Origin of the sequence: Embleya sp. NPDC005575 (assembly GCF_040605455.1) — a bacterium.
Taxonomy (GTDB): domain Bacteria; phylum Actinomycetota; class Actinomycetes; order Streptomycetales; family Streptomycetaceae; genus Embleya.
This window is the reverse complement of record NZ_JBEXCV010000017.1, coordinates 1-24,095: the sequence shown is the minus strand read 5'-3', so window position 1 is coordinate 24,095 and position 24,095 is coordinate 1. Positions and strand designations below refer to the sequence as shown.

The 24,095-nt window shown below is 71.7% G+C and carries 13 protein-coding genes, 1 tRNA gene and 1 pseudogene; 2 read left to right on the top strand and 13 right to left on the bottom strand.

All coding sequences use genetic code 11. From position 1 onward, the window contains the following. The first annotated feature begins 41 nt into the window (after positions 1-41). The gene (locus tag ABZS54_RS08485) at positions 42-860 is read left to right on the top strand and encodes an MBL fold metallo-hydrolase (RefSeq protein ID WP_355532431.1); all 819 of its coding nucleotides are present in this window, start codon (positions 42-44) and stop codon (positions 858-860) included. Positions 861-1,313: 453 nt separating this feature from the next. Here the strand turns inward: ABZS54_RS08485 and ABZS54_RS08480 are convergent. From ABZS54_RS08480 to ABZS54_RS08425, 12 genes are all read right to left on the bottom strand, one after another. Further along, a tRNA-Thr gene (locus ABZS54_RS08480) sits at positions 1,314-1,387 on the bottom strand. 81 nt (positions 1,388-1,468) lie between these two features. Next, positions 1,469-3,019: an alpha/beta hydrolase gene (locus ABZS54_RS08475; RefSeq protein ID WP_355532429.1), complete on the bottom strand. Its 1,551-nt coding sequence runs from the start codon at positions 3,017-3,019 to the stop codon at positions 1,469-1,471. A 230-nt stretch (positions 3,020-3,249) separates the two neighbouring features. After that, positions 3,250-4,755, bottom strand: a complete 1,506-nt coding sequence (locus tag ABZS54_RS08470) for an alpha/beta hydrolase (protein WP_355532427.1) — start codon at positions 4,753-4,755, stop codon at positions 3,250-3,252. Between the two features lie 231 nt (positions 4,756-4,986). Beyond that, positions 4,987-6,483 carry an alpha/beta hydrolase-fold protein gene (locus ABZS54_RS08465; protein ID WP_355532425.1) on the bottom strand — a complete coding sequence of 499 codons (1,497 nt, stop codon included), beginning with the start codon at positions 6,481-6,483 and terminating at the stop codon, positions 4,987-4,989. Between the two features lie 1,023 nt (positions 6,484-7,506). After that, positions 7,507-8,691 (bottom strand): DNA polymerase III subunit delta', encoded by a 1,185-nt coding sequence (locus tag ABZS54_RS08460; protein WP_355532423.1) that lies wholly within the window; start codon positions 8,689-8,691, stop codon positions 7,507-7,509. 121 nt (positions 8,692-8,812) lie between these two features. Beyond that, positions 8,813-12,010 (bottom strand): dTMP kinase, encoded by a 3,198-nt coding sequence (gene tmk / locus ABZS54_RS08455; protein WP_355532421.1) that lies wholly within the window; start codon positions 12,008-12,010, stop codon positions 8,813-8,815. A gap of 184 nt (positions 12,011-12,194) precedes the next feature. After that, on the bottom strand, positions 12,195-15,065 hold the full coding sequence (gene topA / locus ABZS54_RS08450) for a type I DNA topoisomerase (RefSeq protein ID WP_355532419.1): 2,871 nt from the start codon (positions 15,063-15,065) through the stop codon (positions 12,195-12,197). A 418-nt stretch (positions 15,066-15,483) separates the two neighbouring features. Continuing rightward, complete coding sequence (locus ABZS54_RS08445) at positions 15,484-17,016, bottom strand: class I SAM-dependent methyltransferase (protein WP_355532417.1); 1,533 nt, start codon at positions 17,014-17,016, stop codon at positions 15,484-15,486. A gap of 27 nt (positions 17,017-17,043) precedes the next feature. Next, on the bottom strand, positions 17,044-17,811 hold the full coding sequence (locus ABZS54_RS08440) for a hypothetical protein (RefSeq protein ID WP_355532415.1): 768 nt from the start codon (positions 17,809-17,811) through the stop codon (positions 17,044-17,046). Positions 17,812-17,945: 134 nt separating this feature from the next. Beyond that, on the bottom strand, positions 17,946-20,300 hold the full coding sequence (locus ABZS54_RS08435; RefSeq protein ID WP_355532413.1) for a sodium-translocating pyrophosphatase: 2,355 nt from the start codon (positions 20,298-20,300) through the stop codon (positions 17,946-17,948). Positions 20,301-20,554: 254 nt separating this feature from the next. Continuing rightward, the gene (locus ABZS54_RS08430) at positions 20,555-21,022 is read right to left on the bottom strand and encodes an ATP-binding protein (protein WP_355532411.1); all 468 of its coding nucleotides are present in this window, start codon (positions 21,020-21,022) and stop codon (positions 20,555-20,557) included. A 74-nt stretch (positions 21,023-21,096) separates the two neighbouring features. Beyond that, positions 21,097-21,438 carry an STAS domain-containing protein gene (locus ABZS54_RS08425; RefSeq protein ID WP_020549531.1) on the bottom strand — a complete coding sequence of 114 codons (342 nt, stop codon included), beginning with the start codon at positions 21,436-21,438 and terminating at the stop codon, positions 21,097-21,099. 126 nt (positions 21,439-21,564) lie between these two features. On the opposite strand from ABZS54_RS08425, the gene ABZS54_RS08420 reads away from it, so the two are divergent. Continuing rightward, positions 21,565-23,922, top strand: coding sequence for a DEAD/DEAH box helicase (locus tag ABZS54_RS08420; protein ID WP_355532408.1), 2,358 nt, complete (start codon positions 21,565-21,567; stop codon positions 23,920-23,922). Here ABZS54_RS08420 and ABZS54_RS08415 read toward each other — a convergent pair. Continuing rightward, positions 23,869-24,095, bottom strand: a pseudogene (locus ABZS54_RS08415) (hypothetical protein); the annotation flags it as partial. The gene ABZS54_RS08420 and the pseudogene ABZS54_RS08415 sit on opposite strands and share 54 nt — an antisense overlap.

The window sequence follows — 24,095 nt, the reverse complement described above, 5'->3', positions numbered from 1 at the left end:
ATCAGAGACGTGCGATGTGCGCCCGACACGACGGAGGTTCCATGCGTCTGATCTCAAGTGGCCGGCACCATGCCACGTTCGAATTCGGCGATCTGCAGGTGATCTCGTTGCGAGACGGGTACATCGACATGCCGCCGACACGGCTCCGCGACGAGGACGGGTGCACGCTCGATGAGCTGCCGGCCGCCGTCCCGCTGGCCGGCGACAACTTGCGGCTGTCGGTCAACGCCTTCTTCGTCACCGACGGCACGCGGTCGGTTCTCATCGACACCGGCGCGTCCAACGCCTGGCACGACCCCACCATGGGATTGATCTACGACGCGCTCGACGAAGCGGGAATCGACCGTGCACATGTCACCGATGTGGCCATCACCCACAAGCACGAAGACCACGTGAGCGGCCTGATCGCGCCGGACGGTTCGGAGGCGTTCACCAAACTTGAGCGCGTGTGGATCGGCGCCGGCGACACCTCGGTGTTCACGGGGCGGCTCGAGCCGATCCGCGACCGGGTCGTACCCGTGTCGGAGAAGGTCGCGATCAACGACTGGACCACCGCGATCCCGACACCGGGCCACACACCCGGTCACACCGTCTACGAGGTCAGGAGCGGCACCGGCCACCTTCTCGCCTGGGGCGACACCGTTCACGTTCCCACGCTCCAATTCGATCAGCCGAACGTGTCCTGGGAGCTCGACGGCAACCAATCCCAGGCCCGCGCCGCGCGAGCGGCCCTCCTCGAACAACTGACCCAGCCACACCACTTCGTAGCCGGCGCCCATCTCGACTCACCCGGCATCGCCCGCGTAACCCCCTCCGGCGACGGTTATGCGCTGGAATACCTCGCACCACCGATCGGCTGATCGAGCCTGTCGGCGCCCGTCTCGCCGGATTCGTTGGAGAGCTGAGCGCCTCGATGCCCGCCGAACAGCAGGACCCCACCCCGGAACAGGTGCAGCAGGCTGTCCAGCAGACGTCCAACCTGCACATCACGGGCGACAACAACGCGCCTCGGATCGAGCCGCCGCAGGCCGTGTCCAGCGGGAACAGCGCCACCACGGCGAGCCGGGTGACCGGCCTCGGGACAGCGTCGTCGCTGGGAGCGGACCCACGGCACCGCGCCGCGTCTGCGGCTGCTCCCCGCGTGCCCTGCGGACACACCACGGGCCCCGCCGATTCGGCGGGGCCCGTACGCAGTGGTGCGGTGGGCCAGCGGAACGGCAGGCTCGATGTAGATGTCCGAATACAGGCGCAACAAAAAGCAATGGACAGGTAAAACCTCGCGTCGATGAGGTTCTACCTGTCCATATATTTTGAGCCGCCTAAGGGAGTCGAACCCTTGACCTACGCATTACGAGTGCGTCGCTCTAGCCGACTGAGCTAAGGCGGCTTGTCTGCCCACCTCGAAGGTGGCGACAGGGAATGAGTGTACACACCCGCCGGGGTGGTCCACACGCGCGTTTGTCGGGGGTCAGCGGCAGGTCTTGCCCTTCGTGGGGACGGTGCCCTGGGTGAGGTAGTCGACCACCGTGCGGTCGACGCAGTCGCTGCCTCGGCCGAAGGCGGTGTGGCCGTCGCCGTCGTAGGTCAGGAGGGCGCCGGAGGCCAGTTGGCCGGCCAGGGACTGGGCCCAGGCGTACGGGGTGGCCGGGTCCCGGGTCGTGCCCACCACCAGGATCGGGGCGGCGCCCTCGGCCCTGATCGGGTGGGGCCGGCCGGTCGGCGGGACCGGCCAGGAGGCGCAGGTCAGGCCCGCCCAGGCGAGGTTGCGGCCGAAGGTCGGCGAGTCGGCCAGGTAGCCGGGCAGCTCGCGCTCGACGTCCTCGCGGGACGTGGCGGCCGGCGGCGCGTCCAGGCAGTTCACCGCCGCGTTGGCGGCCATCAGGTTGTTGTACTTTCCGTCGGGGCCACGCTCGTAGTACTGGTCGTTGAGTTCGAGCAGCGGCTGCCCGTCGCCGCGCAGCGCGGCCTCCAGCGCCTGCCGCAGATCCGGCCACTGGTCCTTGGAGTACAGCGGCGACAGGATGCCCGTGGTCGCGATCGACTCGGTGACCTTGCGGGTCGCGTCGCCGGGCAGCGGGCGTGCGTCGAGTTGTTCGAGCAGACCGCGGATCTTGGCCAGTCCGGCCTCGCGGGTCGCGCCGAGAGAGCACGAGCCACCGCCGACGCAGTTGTCCAGGAACGCCGCCAGCGCGGTCTCGAAGCCGCCGCCCTGCACCTTGTTGGCGGCCACCGCCGACTGGCTCGGGTCCATCGCGCCGTCCAGGACCAGCCGGCCGACCCGGCTCGGGTACAGCTCGGCGTAGGTCGCGCCGAGGAAGGTCCCGTACGACGCGCCCAGGTAGTAGAGCTTCGCGTCGCCCAGGGCCGCGCGCAGCAGGTCCATGTCACGCGCGGCGTCCACGGTGCTCACGTGGCCGAGCAGGTCGCCCGACTTGCTCGCGCAGGCCCGCCCGTAGGCACCGGTGCCGTCCAGCCAGGCCTGCTCCTCGTCGGGGGTGTCCGGCGTCGCGTCGAGCTGGGTGAAGGTGTCCATCGCGTTGTCGGTCAGGCAGCCGACCGCGGTGCTGCGGCCGACGCCGCGCGGGTCGAAGCCGACGATGTCGAAGCGCTTGCGCAGGTCGGCCGGATACCTGACGGCCGCGTACTGCGCGAAGTCCAGGCCGGAGCCGCCCGGACCGCCCGGGTTGAGCACCAGCGAGCCGATGCGATTCGGGCCGGTGGCGGGCTTTTTGATCACCGCGAGCTTGATCTTCGGACCGTCCGGCTTGGCATGGTCCAGCGGCACCTGGAGCGTGCCGCACTGGAAGCCGCCGGTACACGCGGTCCACCCGATCGGCTCCACCGCCGCGGTCGGCGGCGCCTTGTCGGTCGCCTTGCCGTCCGGGTCTGCGGTCACGGGCGCCTTGGCCGTGTCGGCGACCCGGTCCGGTGATTTCGCCGACGATCCCGATCCGCATCCCGCCACCAGGAGCAGGCCGACCGCCGCCGCGACGACCCTCGCGCACGAACCCCGCAGCATGCGACCCGCTCCTCGGCTAGCCCAGTACGACCGTGCACCTCCTGGGGAGGGTAACCGCGCAGCTCGGCGATACTCCCCAACGACGCGACGACGCGACGACGCCATGGTGCCCGTGACGCCAAGACGCAGCCGCACGGCGACGCTTTGACCCGGCAACCCGGCGGCGCGACCTCCCGAACCCGCCGCGCCCCGCCGACCCCCGCACCCCTGCGCCCCCACGCCCCCGCCGGTCAACTACACCGCTTCCCCTTCGCCGGCATCGTCCCCCGCAGCAGGAACCCCTCCACCGCCCCGTCCACGCACGTGCTGTTGCCGCCGTACGCGGTGTGCCCCTCGCCCTCGAAGGTCAGCAGCGTCGCGTCGGCCAGCTGGCTCGCCAGCTTCTCGGCCGAGGCGTAGGGCGTGGCCGGGTCTCCCGTCGTACCGACCACCAGGATCGGCGCGCTGCCCTGCGCGCGAATCGCGTGCGGCTTCGCCGGCGACTTGAACGGCCAGTCCTCGCAGCTCTGCCCGGTCAGGTCCTCGGCGGTGACATCGCGCGCGAGCAGCGGCGCGTCGGTCTTGAGTCGGGTCAGCGCGGCCTGCACCTGCTCCGGCGTCGGCGCGTCCCCGGACCCGTCCGCACAGCCGATCGCGATGAACGCGTCCGCGCTGTTGTCGTAGTGCCCTTCCTCGTCCCGCCCGTTGTAGTTATCGGCGTAGAACAGCAGCGCGTCCGGCGACTTGCGCACGATCGCGTCGGCGAGCGAGTCGCGCAGGTATTTCCACGCGGTGTCCTTGTCGCCGTAGAGCAGGCTGATCACGCCGGTCCAGCCCAGGCTGGAGGTGAGCTTGCGGCCGCCCCGGCCGGTGAGCGGGTTCTCCTGCAGGCCGTCGAGGAAGTCGGCGGCCCTGATCGGCGCGGTCTTCGGGTCGTTGCCGAGCGCGCAGCCCGAACGCCCCGCGCAGTCCTCGGCGAATCGGCGCAACGACCGGTCGAAGCCCACCTGCTGCTCGACCGACGCGCTCAGGTTGTCCGCGGCCGGGTCCACCGCGCCGTCCAGGACCAGTCGGCCGGTGCGGGTGGGGAACCGTTCCGCGTAGGTGGCGCCCAGGTAGGTGCCGTAGGAGAAACCGATGTAGTTGAGCTTCTCGTCGCCCAGGGCCGCGCGCAGGACGTCCATGTCGCGTGCGGCGTTGTCGGTGCCGACGTAGGGCAGCAGTTCACCCGACCGGCTCTGGCACTCCGTCGCGTAGGTCTTCTCGCGTTCCTTGGCCCGTGCCTCGGCCCGCGCCGGGTCCTCCGGCAGGTCCTCGGCCACGTACCTGTCCCGCTCGGCGTCGGTCATGCACTTCACCGGCGCGCTGCGCTCGACCCCGCGCGGGTCGAAGCCGACCACGTCGTACGCGTCCTGGACCGGCTTGCCGATGGTGTCCTCGGCCATCCACCACGCCGCCTCGACCCCGGAGCCGCCCGGACCGCCGGGGTTGATCAGCAGCGAGCCGATCCGCTGTCCCGGTTTGCCCGCGGCCTTGCGGGTGACCGCGATGTCGATGGTCTTGCCGGTCGGCCGGGAGTAGTCGAGCGGCACGGTGAACGTCGCGCAGCGGAACGCCTTGGCCTGACTGCGCTCATCGGGGTCGTCGCTCTCGCACACCTTCCAGGTCGGCTGCTGGGTGTAGAAGCGCGCCAACCGGGGGTCGGGGTCCCCGGGCGTGGCCGGCCCCTTGGCTCCGGCCGCAGTGGGCCGGGACATGCCGGGTCGCCCACCCCCCGCGGCATCACCGAGATCGGACGCGACCGAACAGCTCGCGACTGTCGCGACGGCGAGCGCGACCGGAATCGCACGGCCGAGGAGTCCCACCCGGGATATTCGTTTCACGCGTACTGCCTACCATCGAACGGACACTCACGCACGAACGGTACGCGGCGGTGCCGGCCCGCGACCCCCACCCGGGGGTATCCGGTCCGGTCCCGCCGCGCCGCGTCACGCCGTTGGATTCCGGGTGTTGCGGCCGAGGAAGGTGAATGCCTCGGGCAGCTGACGCCCTATGTCGCCGGACGCTCCGCCCGCGCCCGGGATCGCCCTGACCGTGGTCGGCGCCTTCGCCTTCCCGGCGAAGTCGTTGCCCGTGCTGCCGGTGTGGCCGGAGAGCAGGATCCGTACGTCGGGCCGCGCGTCGAGCAGCTTGACCGGATCGTTCGCCGCCTTGGCCGCCGCATCGGTGCTCCACAGCGGGGACTTGAGCGTGGTCCGGCCGGAGAGGCTGACCGCCGCCGCGTAGTACTGCGGGTACTGCAACGCGTACTTGACCGAGCACAGGCCGCCCGAGCCGTCCCCGATCAGCGCCCACGAGGCGCGGTCGGCGCTCGCTCGGTGGGTTGCCAGCACCGCCTCGCGCACGTCCTCGTTGTGAAAAGTGGCCATCTTCGGCCGGTTCGGGATGTCGCTGCACTCGGTGTCCTTGGCCGCCGTCTGGCCGGCGTCCACCTCCTGCTTCGAGTACGGCATCAGCTCGGGCGCGACCACGATGTACGGCGGGACGGTGCCCTCGTCGATGGCTGCCGCGAGCTTGGGCAGGAACGCCACCGAGTCGTCCACGAAGCTGTTCGACTCGACGCCGGGCAGCGCGGACTGGGCGACCAGTACGGGGTAGCTGCGGCCCTGGTTGGCAGGGGTGTCATAGCCCGGCGGAAGCCAGACCCACACATCGGCGGTGACCCCGGACCGGCTGCCCGCGACGGTCATCTTGGTCAGCATGCCACCGGACTTGACGGCCACCTTGGTGAACTTCTGCGGCGCGGCCTTGGGTCGGCCCGACGTGGTGGGCGGTTCCGCCGACGGGTCGGCCTTGGTGGCGGACGCGACGTTCTGCTTGTCGTCGTCGGCGATCCCCTTGTACGCGAAGGTGCCGCCGACGCCCGCCGCGATCACGGCCATCGCGAGCAGCCCGATGCCCAGCGGCGAACGCACACCACGCTTGCGGCGAACGGGTGCCGGATCGGCCCCGATCGGCCGGGGCTCGGCGACGCGGATCGACTCGTGTCGAGCCAGACCCGCGGGCGCCGAGGAGGTGAGCTCCACCGAGGCGAACGGCAGCGGCGCCTCGGCCCGGACCCGGGGCGGCTCCGATGCGCTCGTCGGCGCCGGCGCGCTCGTCGGCTGCGCCGGATGGATCCGCTGGGCCGGGGCGACCGGGGCGGGCCGCTTCGATGCGCCGCCCCGCTCCGGCGTCGGCGCGTGCTCTCGGCCCGGGATCCGCGCCTGGGTCGGCGGCAACGCGGCGGCGCGAGGCCCGGGTTCGGCCTTTGCGTCTGCCCTCGGATGGGCTTTCGGATCGGCCTGTGGATCAGCTGTCGAATCGGTCGACGAGAGGCTCTCGACCGGGTCGGCCGCGGTACGCGACTTACGCGCCCGCAGCACGAGAACGACAACCGCCCCGAGGGTCACCGCGATCAGCAGACCTTTGAGCGTCCTGGTCACGGAACGCAACCCCGCACCGTCCTTCCGAACCTCACCAGCCACAATGTTCCCGCGAACTCTCCCACGATGACGTCCAAGTGGGGGTTCCGGGTTCCGCCCGAAGAGCACCTCCGCTCCAAGGGGTGAAGGACCGAACCGAACGCACGTACAAACAACCGGCACACACCCGCCGAGCGGGCAACCAGGCGGACGAGTGCGCCGTGGTGAAGCCCGGGTTGGTGGAAGCGTTGCCTGGTCCGTGGCGGGCGGCGCGGCGATGGAGGCGTCGCCGCGGGCCAACGCGGAGCGGGCTTGGGGCGGGCGGCGGCGAGGCGCAACCCGACACGGGGCGTGGCCGGTTGCCCGACTGCTCCGCAGCCGCAGCCACCGCTCGGGCGACGCCCAACACGCGACCGGCGGCCTGGGAGACGCGCGCCGACGAAAGGCAGTGCCGGCCGGTGGCGCATGAGTACCTGCGCGGGGGCGGCCGCACGCACCCGCCCGGGCACGCCCAACGCGCACGCGGCCCGGCCGGTCGTGGCCCGTTGCACGTCGCGCCGTTCGCTCCGCGCCGGGACACACGTCCGCTACGCGGCCGAACCCACCCGCACGGGCAACGCCCACAGCCGGACCCCGGCCCAACAGGCGCACACCGACGAAAGGCAGGCAACAGGCGCGGCACGCACGGGCAACCCGGGCGCGCAGCGGACGGCCGAGCATCATCACCACGACACACGCCCACCTCCACGGCCGCGTAGCGGACGAGCACCCCGGCGCGCAGCGAACCAACCCCGCCCCGGCCACGAAGTGGACGAGCAACACCAACACGCCCCACGCCGCACACACCCGGCCACGTAGCGGACGAGCAGCGCACACCGGGCCCGGGGTTTGGTACGGAGCAGGGCGCGGCGGGGCTTCCCGTTGGCTGAAGTGGTCACCTCATTCCGACCGCTCCCGCCCACCCCGCGACCTCGGGTCAGCGGAGCGGACGGGCGGATGTGCAACGCGAGCATGAGCCCCGCCCACCCCGGCCCAACCGGGATTTCACCCCGTCCGCAGCATCAGCACCATCGCCTCGACCGCGAGCAGCGGCGCGACGTTCGCGTCGATCGCCCGCCGGCAGGCCAGGATCGCCTCGATCCGGCGCAGCGTCGCCTCCGGCGTGGAGGTACGGGCAATCGTGTCCAGGTCCGCGCGCAGCACGTCGTTGGCCAAGGGAACGGCGGCGCGCAGTTGCAGTGCCAGTACGTCGCGGTAGAACGCGGTCAGGTCCACCAGCGCTCGATCCAGGCAGTCCCGCTGGGTGCGGGTGGCCCGCTTCTTCTGCTTGTTCTCCAATTCCTTCATCACGCCGGCCGTGCCGCTGGGCATCCGGCCGCCGCCGACCGCGCCCAGCGCGGCCCGCAGATCCTCGGTCTCGCGACCGTCCAGGTCCGCCGCGACCTGCTTCGCGTCCTCGGCGGCCGCGTCCACCAGCCGTTGTGCGGCGGCCATCGCCAGGCCGATGTCGCCGACCACCATCGGGATCCGCAGGACGTCGGCGCGGCGTCCGCGTGCCTGTTCGTCCAGTGCCAACCGGCGGGCGCTCTTGATGTCGCCGCCGGACGCGGATGCGGCGAACGCGGCCATCGCCGGGTCGATTCCGTCCCGGCGCATCAGCAGGTCGGCCACCGCGCCGGCGGGAGGCGTACGCAGCGCCACGTTGCGACAGCGCGAGCGGATCGTGGGCAGCGCGTCCTCCAGGGAGGGTGCGCACAGCAACCACACGGTGCGGTCGGCGGGTTCCTCGATCGCCTTGAGCAGTACGTTGCCCGCGCCCTCGGTGAGTCGGCCCGCGTCCTCCAGGATGATCACCTGCCAGCGCCCGCCCGCCGGCGTCATGGCCGCACGTCGGACCAGATCTCGGGTCTCCTTGACGCCGATCGAGAGCAGTTCGGTGGCGACCACGTCGACGTCGGCGTGTGTCCCGGTGAGCGCGGTGTGGCAGCCGTCGCAGTGCCCGCAGCCGGGCTCGGCGCCCAGCGCCAGATCCGGACTGACGCACTGCAGCGCCGCCGCGAACGCGCGCGCGGCGGTCGCCGTGCCGACCCCGGGCGGGCCGGTGAACAGCCACGCGTGGGTCATCCCGCCGACGCCTTCGCCCGCCAGGACCGCCCGGGCGGCGCCGGCCGCGGTGCGCAGCTGTTCGGCGACGCGATCCTGCCCGACGAGGTCGTCCCAGACGGTCACGCGCTCTTGTCTCCTCGTTCCGGTGTACCCCCGGTACGACCGTACCGGGGTGACGTGACAATCGAGGCCACGTCACCCTCGGACGGACCCGGCCGACCGGCCGGACCGGCGAAGCCCGGGCTCAGGCCTTGTTACGGCGCCAGCGCCGCTTGCGCCCCGACTCGGCCGGCTCGTCGGGAGAGCCCGCGTCCGTGTCGTCCGCGTCGTCCGCGTCCGGGGCGCCCGTCCACGGCCCGAGCAGATCGTCGGCCAGTGTGTGATCGCCCGGCTCCGCCGGCGGCACGACCGTGGGCAGCGCGTGCGTCTCGTCCAGGCTCAGCTGCGGGATCTCCCGGGTGTCCTCGGCCGCCTCGCGCAGCCGGATCTGCTGCAACTCGGTGGTGTCGGCGTCGTCCGCGGGGGGCTTCGGGATGCCGTGTACCGGCGTGTCCGCCAGGGCCGGGTCGGGCCGCCGGATCCCGTGCACGGGCGTCTCGACCATGTCGCTGTCCCGGGAAGGGCCCGCCTCCGCAGCAAGCGCGGCGGCCTCCTGCGCCGCGCGGGCCTGCGCCGATGCCGCGGCCTCGGCCGCGCGCGTCGCCTCCCGCTCGGCCCGGCGGCGATCCGACTCGGCGCGGCGCAGTGCGTCCTCCGCCCGGCGGCGCTCCTCGGCGGCCCGGCGCTCGTCTGCGACCCGAATCGCCTCCTCGGCGCGCATGCGCTCGACGTCGCGGGCCGCCTCGGCCTGCAACCGGTCGCGCTCCTCCTCGGCCAACCGCTGCCGCTCCAGAGCCGCCTCGCGCTCTTCCTCGGCACCGGCTCGGGCCTGCTCGGCCTGGAGCGCGGACGCCTCCTCGAGCCGGCGGCGCTGCTCGTCGCGGCGTTCGGCCTCCTCCTCGGCGCGCACCCGGGCCTCCTCGGCCCGGGCCTTGGCCTCCTCGGCGACCCGCTGCTGTTCCTCGGCCCGGCGCTCGGCCTCCAGCGCGAGCCGGCGGCGCTCCGCCTCGGCGTGCAGCCGGGCCTCCTCGGCCGCCTCGGCCGCCGTGCGGGCCCGCTCGTCCGCCTCGGCGGCGATCCGACGGGCCTCCTCCTCGGCGTGCCGCTGCTCCTCCTCGGCCAGCCGCGCGGACTCCTCCTCCAGCCGGGCCTGCTCGGCCTGGCGCTGGCGCTCCTCGCTCTCCGCCCGCAGTCGGGCGATCAGCGCGGCCTTCTCCGCGTCCCGGGCGGCCTGCTCGGCCTTGCGCCGGGCGTCCTCCTCGCGCATGCGCTTGGCCAGCTCCAGTGCCTGGCGCTTCTCCTGCTCGGACAGCGGCAGTTCGCGGTCGAGCCGGTGCCGGATCGGCGTGGTGACCGCGTCCGGCTCCTGGTCGGCGTCCACCACCAGGTAGCGGTCGGGGTCGTGCGCGGCCAGGTCCAGGAACGCGTGCCGCACCCGCAGGTGGAACTCGCGCGGCTCGGACTCCAGGCGGTCGGGCGCCTCGGTGAAGCGGCCGTGTCCCACCGCGGGGTCCAGGTCGAGCAGAATGGTCAGGTCGGGCAACAGCCCGTCGGTGGCCCAGCGCGAGACCCGGCCGATCTCACGCGCGCCCAGGCCCCGCCCGGCGCCCTGGTAGGCGATCGAGGAGTCGATGTAGCGGTCGCTGATCACGATCGCGCCGCGCCGCAGGGCGGGCAGGATCACGGTCTGCACGTGCTCGGCCCGGTCCGCCGCGTACAGCAGCGCCTCGGTGCGCGGGTCGACCGGAGCACCGTCCAGGTCGAGCAGCATCGCGCGCAGCCGCTTGCCGACCTCGGTCGCGCCGGGCTCGCGGGTGACCACGACCTCATGCCCCTTGGCACGGATCCACGCGGCGATCGCGTTGGCCTGGGTCGACTTGCCCGCGCCCTCGCCGCCCTCCAGGGCGATGAAGAAGCCGGTGGCCCCGGCCGGTCGGCCGGTGATGTGGTCCTCGTTGCGGGTCGCCGCGGCGAGGTCGCGCAGGATCGGCACCCCACGCCGGTCGTCCACGCTCAACAGCGCGACCCAGCCCAGGATCACCACGAGCGCACCGGTGCCGGCCAGGACCAGCGCGGCTCCGCTGTAGTCGAAGGTGAACCGGTCCGCGATCACCCACGAGCGCATGCCCACGTAGCCCGCGCCGATCGGCCCGGCGACCAGCGCCACGAACAGCACGATCCGCACGATCAGTTGGGCGAAGGCGAACGCTCGGGCCCGCAGATCCTCGCCGAAGTCCAGGCCGTACATGGTGTATCCGGTGACCCACGCGACGCCCGCGAACACGCCGAGCACGGCGGCCAGTACCGCGGCCACCACCACGTTGGCGACCGCGGCCAGGATCAGCAGGGTCAGTCCGGCGAGCATCACCGCCATGCCGTACAGCCGCCGCCGGCTGAACGCCGGCACCACCCGCGGGCCCCACAACATGCCCGCGCTGACGCCCACGATGAGCATCAGGAACACCGTGCCGTAGGCCGCGTTGCCCGCGTGCAGGCCGACCACCAGCAGCGGCGTGGTGGCCACCAGCGCGCCGCCCGCGAGGAACAGCGCGATCATCCCGACGATCAGGCCGCGCGCGGTCCGACCGTGGCCGAACACCTTGCGCCCATCGGCGAGCACCTTGAACGGGTTGGGTCGCCGGGTGCTGACCGAGCGCCCGCGGGTGGGCATCCGGATCAGGAAGGCGAACACCGAGGCGAGCAGGAACACCGCGCCCGCGGTGTAGCAGGCCAGGTTCGAGGGATGCTCGACGAACATCGACACGTCGTGCGAGAACGCGGTGCCGATCAGCGCGCCGAGGATGAACAGCAGCGCCGCCGCCGGGGCCGCGCCGTAGGAGGTGACCAGGTTGAACTGGTTGGCGGTGCCCAGCCGTTGGCGAGGCACCAGGTTGGGCACGGTGGCATCCCGGGCGGGCCCGGCGAGTGCGCCGACCACGCCGACCACCGCGGTCGCGCCCCAGACCCACCACATCTCGTCCACCAACGGCACGGACACGAGCACCAGGGCCCGGATCACGTCGCACGTCACCAGCGTCCAGCGCCGGTCGAGGTGGTCCACGACCGCGCCCGCCACCGAGGAGACCACCGCGGCCGGCAACATCCGCAGCGCGAACACCACCGCGACCGCGGTGGCGTGTTTGCGGTAGTCGCCCTCCACGGTCCACAGCGCGGCCGAAGTCAGCGCCAGCAACGCGAGCCAATCGCCCAGCGCGGACGCCGCGACCGCGAACCAGAAGCGGCGGAAGGGGCGGATGCTCAGCACGCCCCCGATGCCCTCTGTCGGTTCGACCTGACGGGGCGGTATCGCCGAATCCGGCGCTTGCTGCTCCGCGTGCGTCATACGGAGAACCCTAACGTCGTCACCTGACGGGAAACGGCAACCTCGACCGGATCCCCCGTGCTCCGGCGGCGGACCGTAGCACAGGGCCCGATGTCGTCGCCGGAACCGACCAAGGCGGCGCCGGATCCCGCCGGCACCGCCTGATCGATACGTGCCGAGATATCCCTACCTCAGCCTTGTCGCCTCACGCCTTGTCGGCCGCGTTCTTCGCACCGGCACTCGCCGTCGCCTTCGCGGCCGCCGACTTCGTGGTCTTGCCGTCGGCGGCCGTCTTCTTGGCCGCCGTCTTCTTCGCGGCGGTCTTCGTCGCCGCCGCCTTCTTCGCCGGGGCCTTCTTGGCCGCCGCCTTCTTGGTCGTCTTCTTCGCCGGGCCCTTGGCCCGCTTGTCCGCGAGCAGCTCGTAGCCCCGCTCGGGGGTGATCGTGTCGACCGAGTCGTCCGCACGCAGCGTCGCGTTGGTCTCGCCGTCGGTCACGTACGGGCCGAACCGGCCGTCCTTGACCGTGACCGCCTTGCCGCTGACCGGGTCGGTGCCCAGTTCCTTCAGCGGCGGCTTGGCCGCGGCCCGCCCGCGCGCCTTGGGCTGGGCGTAGATCGCCAGCGCCTCCTCGAGGGTCACCGTGAACAACTGGTCCTCGGTCTCCAGCGAGCGCGAGTCGGTGTCCATCTTGAGGTACGGCCCGTAGCGACCGTTCTGCGCGGTGATCTCGGTGCCCGTCTCCGGGTGCTTACCCACCACACGCGGCAGCGTGAACAGCTTGAGCGCGTCCTCCAGGGTGACCGTGTCCAGCGCCATCGACTTGAACAAGGACGCGGTGCGCGGCTTGGGGCCGTTCTTCGCAGCGGCCTTCTTCGCGGTCTTCTTGGCCGGCTTGGCGCCGTCCGCGGCCGGGGCCGGGGCGGCGGGCGCCTCGGGCTCGGGCAACACCTCGGTCACGTACGGGCCGTAGCGCCCGTCCTTGGCCACGATCATGTGCCCACTGACCGGGTCGATGCCCAGCTCGTGGTCACCGCTGGGCTTGTCGAGCAGTTCCTCGGCCTTGGCCACGGTCAGCTCGTCCGGCGGCAGGTCGTCCGGCACGTCCGCGCGCCGGTCGCCGCGCTCGACGTAGGGGCCGTACCGGCCCACGCGCAGCACGATGCCGTCGCCGACCGGGAACGAGTTGACCTCGCGGGCGTCGATCGAGCTGAGGTCGGTGACCAGGGCCTTGAGGCCGCCGAGGTGGTCCTCGTCCGGCCGGCTCTCGTCGCCGAAGTAGAACCTGCGCAGCCACGGCACGGCCTCGGTCTCGCCGCGCGCGATCCGGTCGAGGTCGTCCTCCATCTTCGCGGTGAAGTCGTAGTCCACCAGCGTGGCGAAGTGGCCCTCGAGCAGGCCGACCACGGCGAAGGCCAGGAAGGAGGGCACCAGCGCGGTGCCCTTCTTGAAGGTGTAGCCGCGGTCCAGGATGGTGCCGACGATCGACGCGAACGTCGACGGGCGGCCGATCTCCCGGTCCTCCAGCTCCTTGATCAGCGACGCCTCGGTGTAGCGGGCCGGCGGCTTGGTCGCGTGGCCCTCCGGGGTGAGTTCGTCGGCGCTGAGCGCGTCGCCCTCGGTGACCATCGGCAGCCGCCGCTCGCGGTCGTCCAACTCCGCGTCCGGGTCGTCCGAGCCCTCCACGTAGGCCTTGAGGAAGCCGTGGAAGGTGATGATCTTGCCGCTCGCGGTGAACTCCGCGTCACGCCCGGGCAGGTCCGCGCCCTGGGCGATGCCGCCGATGCGCACGGTCACCGACTGGCCGACCGCGTCCTTCATCTGCGACGCGACGGTGCGCATCCAGATCAGCTCGTACAGCCGGAACTCGTCGCCGGCCAGCCCGGTCTCGGCGGGGGTGCGGAAACTCTCGCCCGAGGGACGGATCGCCTCGTGCGCCTCCTGCGCGTTCTTGACCTTGCCGGCGTAGACGCGCGGCGCGTCCGGCACGTACTCGGCGCCGTACAGCTCCCGCACCTGCGCCCGGGCGGCCGTGACGGCCGTCTCGGACAGCGTGGTGGAGTCCGTACGCATGTAGGTGATGAAGCCGTTCTCGTACAGCTTCTGGGCGATCTGCATGGTGCGCTTGGCGCCGTAGCCGAGCTTGCGCGAGGCCTCCTGCTGGAGGGTGGTCGTGCGAAACGGAGCGTACGGGGAGCGGCGGTAGGGCTTGCGCTCGACGGCGCGTACGGTGAACGAGGCGGATTCCAGCGCGGCGCTCAGTGCACGGGCGCCGGCCTCCTCCAGCTGGAGCACACCGGCGTTCTTGAGCTTGCCGTCCGGGCCGAAGTCGCGACCGGAGGCGACCCGCTTGCCGTCCAGCGAGACCAGGCGCGCATTCATCGTGCTCGGGTCGGTGGGGTCGCCCGCCCGGCCGGTGCCGAACACGCCCAGCAGGTCCCAGTACGAGGCCGAGGTGAACGCGCGGCGCTCCCGCTCGCGCTCGACCACCAGGCGGGTGGCCACCGACTGCACGCGGCCGGCCGACAGGCGCGGACCGACCTTCTTCCACAGGACCGGCGAGACCTCGTAGCCGTAGAGGCGGTCGAGGATGCGGCGGGTCTCCTGCGCGTCGACCAGCCGCTGGTTCAGCTCACGCGGGTTGTTCACCGCAGTGCGGATCGCGTCCTTGGTGATTTCGTGGAACACCATCCGGTGCACCGGCACCTTGGGCTTGAGTACTTCGAGGAGGTGCCACGCGATGGCCTCGCCCTCGCGGTCCTCGTCGGTCGCGAGGAAGAGTTCGTCGGCGTCCTTGAGGAGCTTCTTCAGCTTGGCGACCTGGGACTTCTTGTCCGCGTTGACCACGTAGATCGGCTCGAAGTCGGCGTCGACGTCGACACCGAGTCGGGCCCACGGCTTGCCGGCGTACTCCGCCGGTACCTCGGCGGCGCCGTTGGGCAGGTCGCGGATGTGTCCCACGCTCGCCTCGACCACGTAACCGGGGCCGAGATAGCCCTTGATCGTTTTCGCCTTGGCCGGGGACTCGACAATGACGAGTCTCAGGCCGTCGCGCGCGGTCTCGCTGCTCGGGGACACCTTCGCTTCTCTCTCCATCGTCGTCGGCAGCGGCCGTGCCCGGTTGGGCAAGGCCGTACTCGGGGGTTCGTATTCACATTGCGGTTGCCGGGTGGCGGAGCGTGACCGGGAGTCGGCCCCGTGTGTCAAACCGGTTCTGCTCGGCTTGCGTCACGGAGTCGTCCCGAGGCCGCGGTCCGACCGGACCGTCCCCCGGATCCGGCGCTTCGCTTCGACGGCCGGGTCCCCCGCCCCTCGAACGGTAACGCGCGCATCGCGGTTCCCGCCTCCCGACCCCGTTGGTTCGCGGTCGAGCGGGAGGCCGCCGCCTCCATACAACACATTTTCTTGGCAACGGCAAGGAGCATCCCGTGGGGACAACACCTGCGACTGTACAGGCGTACCGCCCCGGATCACGGTGCACCGGCCCAAGCCGCGCTCAGCCGGTGGGGTCGGATGCCTCCCCGGCAGGCTCTGCGACCTCGGGGAACAGCAGGAATCCGTCGGCCACCAAACCGCGCAGTTCGCCGGGTACGGCATCGCGCAGCCCGGCGGCGTCCTCGTCGAGCAGCTCGGCGATCGCATCCACGATGACGCCGGCCGGAAGCTGCCCGTCGCTGGCCCCGGCCAGCGCCGCGCCGACGGTGTCCACCCGGTCCGCCCGGCACATGCCGCGCCGCTGCCGCAGCACGACCGTCTCGGGATCCTCGGCGCCCGGCGCGCCGGTCTGCTCCTGGACCACGTGGTCGGCGAGCCGGAAGGCGAGGTCGAGCAGGCCGTCGTCGTCCGTCCCGGCCAACCTGTCCTGGCGACCGAACCAGGCATGCACCTCCGCGCCGAGCGGTTGTTCGATCGCGTGCGGCCAGTCCTCGATCCGCACGTTCGGCGTGTCGGAGCCCGATGCACGCAGCGTGATCCAGCCGAATCCGATCCCCTCCACGCCGTCCCGCTCGAAAGCCGCCAACCACGCGTCGTAGCGTTCGGCGTACGCGGTGCCGTGGTGGTCACCCGAATCGCGCAACCACAGCTCGGCGTACTGCGCCGGGTCCTGCACGTCGCGCTGGACCACCCACGCGTCGCAGCCGGTGGGTGCCAGCCAGGCCGCCAGCCGGTCCTGCCAGTCCTGGCCGCGCAGGTGCTGCCAATTGGCCAGCAGCTGGCAGTAGCCGCCGTCGCTCAGGAAACGCGGCGCCTGCGCCACCAGCAGCCGACACACCTCGTCGCCGGGCAGACCCGCGTCCCGGTAGGTGTACCGCTCGCCCACCGGAGTGATCACGAACGGCGGATTGGACACGATCAGGTCGAACCGCTCGCCCTCGACCGGCTCGAACAGGCTGCCCTCGGCCAGGCCGACGTTGCCCACCCCGGACAGCGCCATGGTCAGCCGGGTCAGGTCGAGCGCCCGCTTGTTGACATCGGTGGCCAGCACCGAGTCGGCGTGCCGCGACGCGTGCAGCGCCTGCACGCCGCACCCGGTACCCAGGTCCAGCGCGCGGCCCACCGGCTCGCGCACGGTGATCCCGGCGAGCGTGGTGGACGCCCCGCCGATGCCCAGCACGTGGTCCGCCCGGACCGGGCCGTTGACCCCACCGATGCCCGCGCCGAGGTCGGACACCACCCACCAGTCGGTGTCCGCCTCGCCATAGGGCCGGATGTCCACCAGCGGCCGTACGTGGTCGCCGTCCTGCGCCAGCAGCCCGCCGGCGAGCGCCTCGGCCAGCGGGATGGCACGCCGCACGTGCGCCTCGGGCGCCGGCGTCTGCAGCAGGAACAGCCGGATCAGCACCGCGAGCGGGCTCGCCGCGTCCGCCCGCAGGGCACGCAGCGCCGGCACGGTCTCGCCGCGCGACAGCGCCGCGTACGCCTGCGGGCCGAGGGCATCGAGGCAGCCGTCGACGGTGTAGCCGGCCGCGATCAGTGCCTCGCGAAGTCGGGCCACCTGGGAGGTGTCGTTCATGGTCACGCGCACCATCCTGCCTCGTGCGCGCCGCCGCGGCGGTCAGCCGGCCGGTGCCGTGGTGGTCGGCGGCGCCGACGAGGACTCCGCGCCGGCGCTCGGCGGCGGGCTGCTCGGCGCGGTGGAACCGGTCGAGGAAGCACTCGGCGAGGTGGACTTGCTCGGCGCGGCGCCCGAGGCGCCGGCCCCGGGAGTGGTGCTCGTCGTGGGCGCCGAGGTGACCGGAGCGGTCGGGATCGCGTCCGGCTTGCCCGCCGCGCAGCCCGGCACCGCCGCGAGCGCCTTGCCCGCGTCGCCGCGGTGCAGCTTGTCCAGGGCCGTGTGCGAGGACGCGCGCAGCCCGTCGATCCCCGGGTTCAGCGAGCGCAGCCCGTCGGCGAACACGTTCTGCTTGTCGATGACCAGGCCCTCGACCTTGGCCTGTATTCCGGCCCACCCCTTGGCCGCGTTGCGCAGTTCCTCGACTACCGACGTGCGCAGCGCGGCGCCGTCCGAGACGGCGGGTATGCCCGCCTTGTCGATCGCGTCGGCGAGCGCGTTGTCCGCGTCGGCGAGTCGCGAGATGTCGGCCGCCAACCGGGTGCGCAGGGTCGCGGGCTGCTCGTTGGGGATCACCTTGTCCACGTCGGCCAGCGCCACCCGGGCCTCGTCGATCCGCGCCGTCACATCCACCGCGCAGACCTTCGCGGCCCAGGCCCGCAGTTCGGCCTGCTTCTTCTTGTTCTCGTCGTTCTTGTCGTCGCCGCCGCCACACGCGGTCAAGGCCGATGCCAGGACCAGCGCGGAGACCACCAGGAACTTCCTCGACACGCTTTCCACCTTTGCTCGGAGCCGGACGCAGAGTCGCACAGCGCAAAGGTGTTCGGCCAAACGCGCACTTTGCACGCGGCACGGGCGCGGTCCCGGTTTCTCCGGTTCCGCGCCCGTACGTACCTCGGATCGGATCAGGCGGCCGCCTTGGTCACCTGCTCCTCGTGGTCGTCCTCGTCCTCGCCGACGACCACCGATTTGCGCTTGCTGTACCAGACCGCGCCCACGATCACCACGACCGAGAAGGCCGCCGCCAGGGCACGCAGCGCGCCGTTCTCGTCCGCGCCGATGCTCAGCTTGATCACGGCGGGCGCGATCAGCAGCGACACCAGGTTCATCACCTTGAGCAGCGGGTTGATCGCCGGTCCGGCGGTGTCCTTGAACGGGTCGCCGACCGTGTCGCCGATGATCGTGGCCTCGTGCGCGGCGGAGCCCTTGCCGCCGTAGCTGCCGTCCTCGACCATCTTCTTGGCGTTGTCCCACGCGCCGCCGGAGTTGGCCAGGAACACCGCCATCAGCGTGCCGGTGCCGATCGCACCGGCGAGGAACGCCGCGAGCGGGCCGATGCCCAGGGTGAACCCGACCGCGATCGGGGCCATCACCGCGAGCAGCCCGGGCGTGGCCAGCTCACGCAGCGAGTCGCGGGTGCAGATGTCCACCACCCGGCCGTACTCGGGCAGTTCGGTGCCGTCCATGATCCCGGGTCGGGTCCGGAACTGGTTGCGCACCTCGAACACCACCGCGCCGGCCGCCCGGGAGACCGCGTTGATCGCCAGGCCGCTGAACAAGAACACCACGGCCGCGCCCAGAATCAGCCCGACCAGATTGTTCGGTTGGGTGATGTCGGTGGAGAGCGCGAACGAGGTGAGCTTGGAGGCGTCCGCGAGCCCGCCGGCCTCGTCCACGGCCGTGCGCACGGCGTCGCGATAGGACCCGTACAGCGCGGTCGCCGCGAGCACGGCGGTCGCGATGGCGATGCCCTTGGTGATCGCCTTGGTCGTGTTGCCCACCGCGTCGAGCTCGGTGAGCACCTGGGCGCCTTCGCCCTCGACGTCGCCGGACATCTCGGCGATGCCCTGCGCGTTGTCGGAGACCGGGCCGAAGGTGTCCATGGCCACGATCACCCCGACCGTGGTCAACAGGCCGGTGCCCGCGAGCGCGACCGCGAACAGCGCGAGCATGATGATCCCGGCGCCGAGCAGGTACGCGCCCAGCACCGCCACCGAGATCAGCACCGCCGCGTACACCGAGGACTCCAGGCCGAGCGCGATGCCGGACAGGATCACCGTGGCCGGACCGGTCAGCGAGGTCTTGGTGACATCGCGCACCGGTCGCCGGCTGGTCTCGGTGAAGTAGCCGGTCAACTGTTGGATGACCGCCGCGAGCACGATCCCGATCAGCACCGCCACCAGCGCGAACACCCGCGGATCGGCGTCGTGCGCGAGGATCTCCTGATCGCTCAGCCCGTCCAGGTCCGAGAACTTGCTCGGCAGGTACAGGAACGCGGCGCCCGCGACCAGGATGAGCGAGATGACCGCCGAGACGAAGAAGCCCCGGTTGATCGCGGTCATGCCGCTGCGGTCGCCCGGCCGGGGCGCGACCGTGTAGATGCCCACGATCGCGGTCAGCACGCCGATCGCGGGCACGATCAGCGGGAAGACCAGACCCGCGTCGCCGAAGGCGGCCTTGCCCAGGATCAGCGCGGCGACCAGGGTGACCGCGTACGACTCGAACAGGTCCGCGGCCATGCCCGCACAGTCGCCCACGTTGTCGCCGACGTTGTCGGCGATCGTCGCGGCGTTGCGCGGGTCGTCCTCGGGGATGCCCTGTTCGACCTTGCCGACCAGGTCCGCGCCGACGTCGGCGGCCTTGGTGAAGATGCCGCCGCCCACCCGCATGAACATCGCGAGCAGCGCGGCGCCGAAGCCGAAGCCCTCGAGCACCTTGGGAGCGTCCTCGCGGTACAGGATCACCACGAGCGCGGCCCCGAACAGGCCCAGGCCGACCGTGAACATGCCCGCGACGCCGCCGGTGCGGAAGGCGATCCGCATCGCCGCGTCCCGACCGGCATTGCCGGCCCGGGCGGCTGCCGCGACGCGCACGTTGCTGCGCACCGCCAGCCACATGCCCACGTACCCGGTGACGGCCGAGAAGACCGCGCCCACCAGGAAGAATATCGAGCGGCCGATCCGCTCGTTCCAGTCGTCCGCGGGCAACAGCATGAGCAGGAAGAAGACGCCCACCGCGAAGACCGCGAGGGTGCGGAACTGACGGGTCAGGTAGGCCGCCGCGCCCTCTTGGATCGCGCCGGCGATCCGGCGCATGGATTCGGTGCCCTCGTCTGCGGCGAGCACTTGACGCACGAGTCCGGCGGCGACGCCCAGGGCACCGAGGGCGATCACCGCGACGATGACGACGTAGGTGAGGTTGCCGCCGGAGACGGAGACGTCCGCGGCGACGGTGAGTTCGGAGGGGTGGATCCCGGACATTCGTCCTCCTTGGCTAGGAGCACTTTCAGATCGGGACTTCTCAATGCGAAAGGAGTGTATGCAAATGATCAAGATCAGACCATGGGAATCGCCATGATCAGATCAAATTACCGACGAAATCCGAGCGCGATTCCCAAAATCGGCGTATCGATCCGGAATCAGGTTTTACGACCCGGAAAAGGGGATACACGAGAACGCCGAAATCGCCCCCGGGCGTCCCGGGGGCGATGAGGGTCGTACGGAGTGGGGCTTGCTCAGCCCACCGTCTCGGCGGACTTCGCGCCGGAGGGCCACGACATGCGGATCACGCCGCCCTCGGCGCCGGCCCGCACGTCGAGGTCGTCGACCAGGCCGAGGATCACGGCGAGGCCCATCTCGTTCTCGATCAGATCCAGGCCGGAGCCGTTCGTGGACATGTCGGGCATCAGCCCGGCGCCCTCCGCGAGGCCCGCCTCGGTCAACGCCGGCTGTGGCACGCCGTCGTTGACCTCGATACTGAAGCGGCCGTTGCCGTCGTCCAGGGTGACCGTGACCGGGTGGTCGTCGTCCACCCCGTCCTGGTGCATCCCGACGGCGCGGGAACACGCCTCGCCGACGGCGAGGCGCACCTCGTCGAGCACCGTCTCAGCAACCCCCGCGCGCCGCGCCACGGCGGCGGCGACGAGCCGCGCCGTGCGGACGTGTTCGGGCAGCGCGCTGAAGCGCAGCTCGACGATGGCCATGGTTCCCCCAGCCGTGCGAGCACCCGCCCGGGCCGGCGCGGGTGCGGTGTGCGTCCGGTCAGGACGTACGTCGGTCAGTCGGACGAGGCGATGGCTACGGCCACCGACGGATGAATCGGGAAGACCTTGGTCAGGCCGGTGATGCGGAAGATCTTCAGGATGCGCTCCTGAGTGCACACCAACTGCAGCGACCCTTCGTGGGCACGCACCCGCTTCAGGCCACCCACCAGCACACCGAGCCCGGTCGAGTCCAGGAAGTCGACGGCTTCCATGTCGACGATCAGATGGAACTGGCCTTCGTTGACGAGTTCCACCAGTTGCTCGCGCAGCTTGGGTGCGGTGTATACATCGATCTCGCCGCCCACCTCGACGATCGTACGACCGCCCTCGGTTCGGGTCGACAGGGACAAGTCCACGGATCCTCCAGCACCTTGCTCTTGAGCGGTCGCCCCCCATGGATCGGCAGCCGCCAAGGCATTCAACCACTTATGGGCAGTAGGGGACGATGAATCCCGCGACATTGGATGTAACACTGGTGCCCGATGCAGCCCAGAACACGCCCCCCGGAAGGTCTTCTCGGCCGCCTTTTGGCGGGTCGGGATCGACCCGATCGAGTGACGCACGTCCGGCGTATACCCGCTCGCGAAGGCGTTACCGCGGCCTGGCCCGACTGGGTTCGACCGGAAGTCGGCGACGCGTTTCGCGCTGCGGGTATCGAACTGCCGTGGGAGCATCAGGCCCGCGCCGCCTCTGTTGCGGCACAGGGCCGCTCGGTCGTGATCGCCACCGGCACCGCCTCGGGCAAGTCCCTCGCCTATCTGTTGCCGGTCCTCACGACCCTGGTCGAGGGCGCGGACGCGCCCAGCGGGCGCGGTGCGACCGCACTCTACCTCTCTCCGACGAAGGCGCTGGCCTCGGATCAGGCGCGCGCCGTCGACGAGTTGCGGGCGGCGAGCCCCGCGCTCGGGCGTGTCCGGGTCGCCGCCTACGACGGTGACACCCCCGTGGAGGTCCGGCAGTGGATCCGTGCGCACGCGTCCTACGTCCTGACGAATCCGGACATGTTGCACCGTGCGTTGCTGCCCGGACACCGTTCGTGGGCGGCGTTCCTGCGCTCGCTGCGCTACGTCGTGATCGACGAATGCCACACGTATCGCGGGGTTTTCGGCTCTCATGTGGCCCAGTTGATCCGCCGGCTGCGCCGGGTGTGTCGCCGGTACGGATCCGATCCGGTGTTCATCCTGGCGTCGGCGACCGTGTCCGATCCGGCACTCGCCGCCGAGCGGCTGATCGGCGCGCCCGTGGTCGAGGTGACCGAGGACGGCTCGCCGCACGGCGAACTGGTGTTCGCCCTGTGGGAGCCGCCGCTGACCGGCCATGAGGGTGAACACGGAGCACCCATCCGGCGTACCGCGACCTCCGAGACCGCCGATCTGCTCACCGATTTGGTGCTCGACGGCGTACGCACGGTCGCCTTCGTGCGCTCGCGACGCGGCGCCGAGGTGGTGCGGGTGATCGCGCGCGACCACCTGGCCCGGGTGGACGAGGCGCTGGCCGATCGGGTGGCCACCTATCGCGCGGGCTATCTGCCGCACGAGCGCCGGGCGATCGAGCGCGCGCTGCACGACGGCAGCCTGCTCGGGGTGGCCGCGACCACCGCGCTCGAACTGGGTGTGGACATCTCCGGCCTGGACGCGGTGCTGATCGCGGGCTATCCCGGCACCCGTGCCTCGTTGTGGCAGCAGGCCGGGCGCGCGGGTCGGGCCGGGCAGGAGGCGCTGGCCGTGCTGGTCGCGCGCGACGATCCGCTGGACACCTTCCTGGTGCACCACCCCGAGGCCCTGTTCGACCGCCCGGTCGAGGCGACCGTGCTGGATCCGGACAACCCGTACGTACTGGCCCCGCACCTGTGTGCGGCCGCGGCGGAGTTCGCGCTCACCGAGGAGGACCTGGCTTTGTTCGGGCCGGTGGCAGCGGAACTGCTGCCGGGTCTGGAGCGGCGCGGGCTGCTGCGCCGGCGGTCCACCGGCTGGTACTGGACCAGTCGGGAGCGGGCCACCGACCTGACCGACATCCGCGGCGCCGGCGGGCCGGCGGTGCGGGTGGTCGAGCAGGACACCGGGCGCCTGCTCGGCACGGTCGACGCGCCCGCGGCGCACGCCGCGGTCCATCCCGGCGCGGTGCACCTGCATCAGGGCGACACGTTCCTGGTCCGCGAACTCGACCTCGGCGAGGGCGTGGCGCTGGTGCGCGCTGCCAACCCCGACTGGACCACCAGTGCACGTGAGGTCACCGAGATCCGGATCCTGGAGGCGGTGCGCAGCCAGGAGTGGGGCGCGGCCCGGCTGCACTTCGGCTCGGTCGAGGTCACCAGCCGGGTGGTCTCCTTCCAGCGCAAGCGGATCATCACCGGTGAGGTGCTCGGCGAGCACAAGCTGGACCTGCCCGAGCGCAGCCTGCGCACCCGCGCGGTGTGGTGGACGGTGACGCCCGACCAGGTGGCCGCGGCGGGCATCGAGCCGACCGACCTGCCGGGAGCCGCGCACGCGGCCGAACACGCTTCGATCGGCCTGCTCCCGCTGTTCGCCACATGCGACCGCTGGGACATCGGCGGAGTCTCCACGTCGCTGCATCCCGACACCGGCCTGCCGACCGTGTTCGTCTACGACGGCCATCCGGGCGGCGCGGGCTTCGCCGAACGCGCCTACGTCACCGCCGCCGCCTGGCTGACCGCGACCCGCGAGGCGATCGCTTCCTGCACATGCGAACACGGCTGTCCGAGCTGCGTGCAATCCCCCAAATGCGGCAACGGCAACCAGCCCTTGGACAAACCCGGCGCGGTCGCCCTACTGGACGCCCTGCTGGGGTCGGGCGGGACGGCCGGGGGTCGGGGGCGCTGACGCGCCGGGGGTCGGCTCGGATGATGTGATCATCGGGTCGACGGGGCCCGCGCGGGCGGTGGCGTGAGCCGTGCCCGCAGGAGCGGGGGCGGTCACCTCGACGTCGGCGTAGCCCTCGGTCAGCCGGCATCCGGTCAGCTCGGTGCGCTGGGCCCGGGCCACGCGACGGGCCA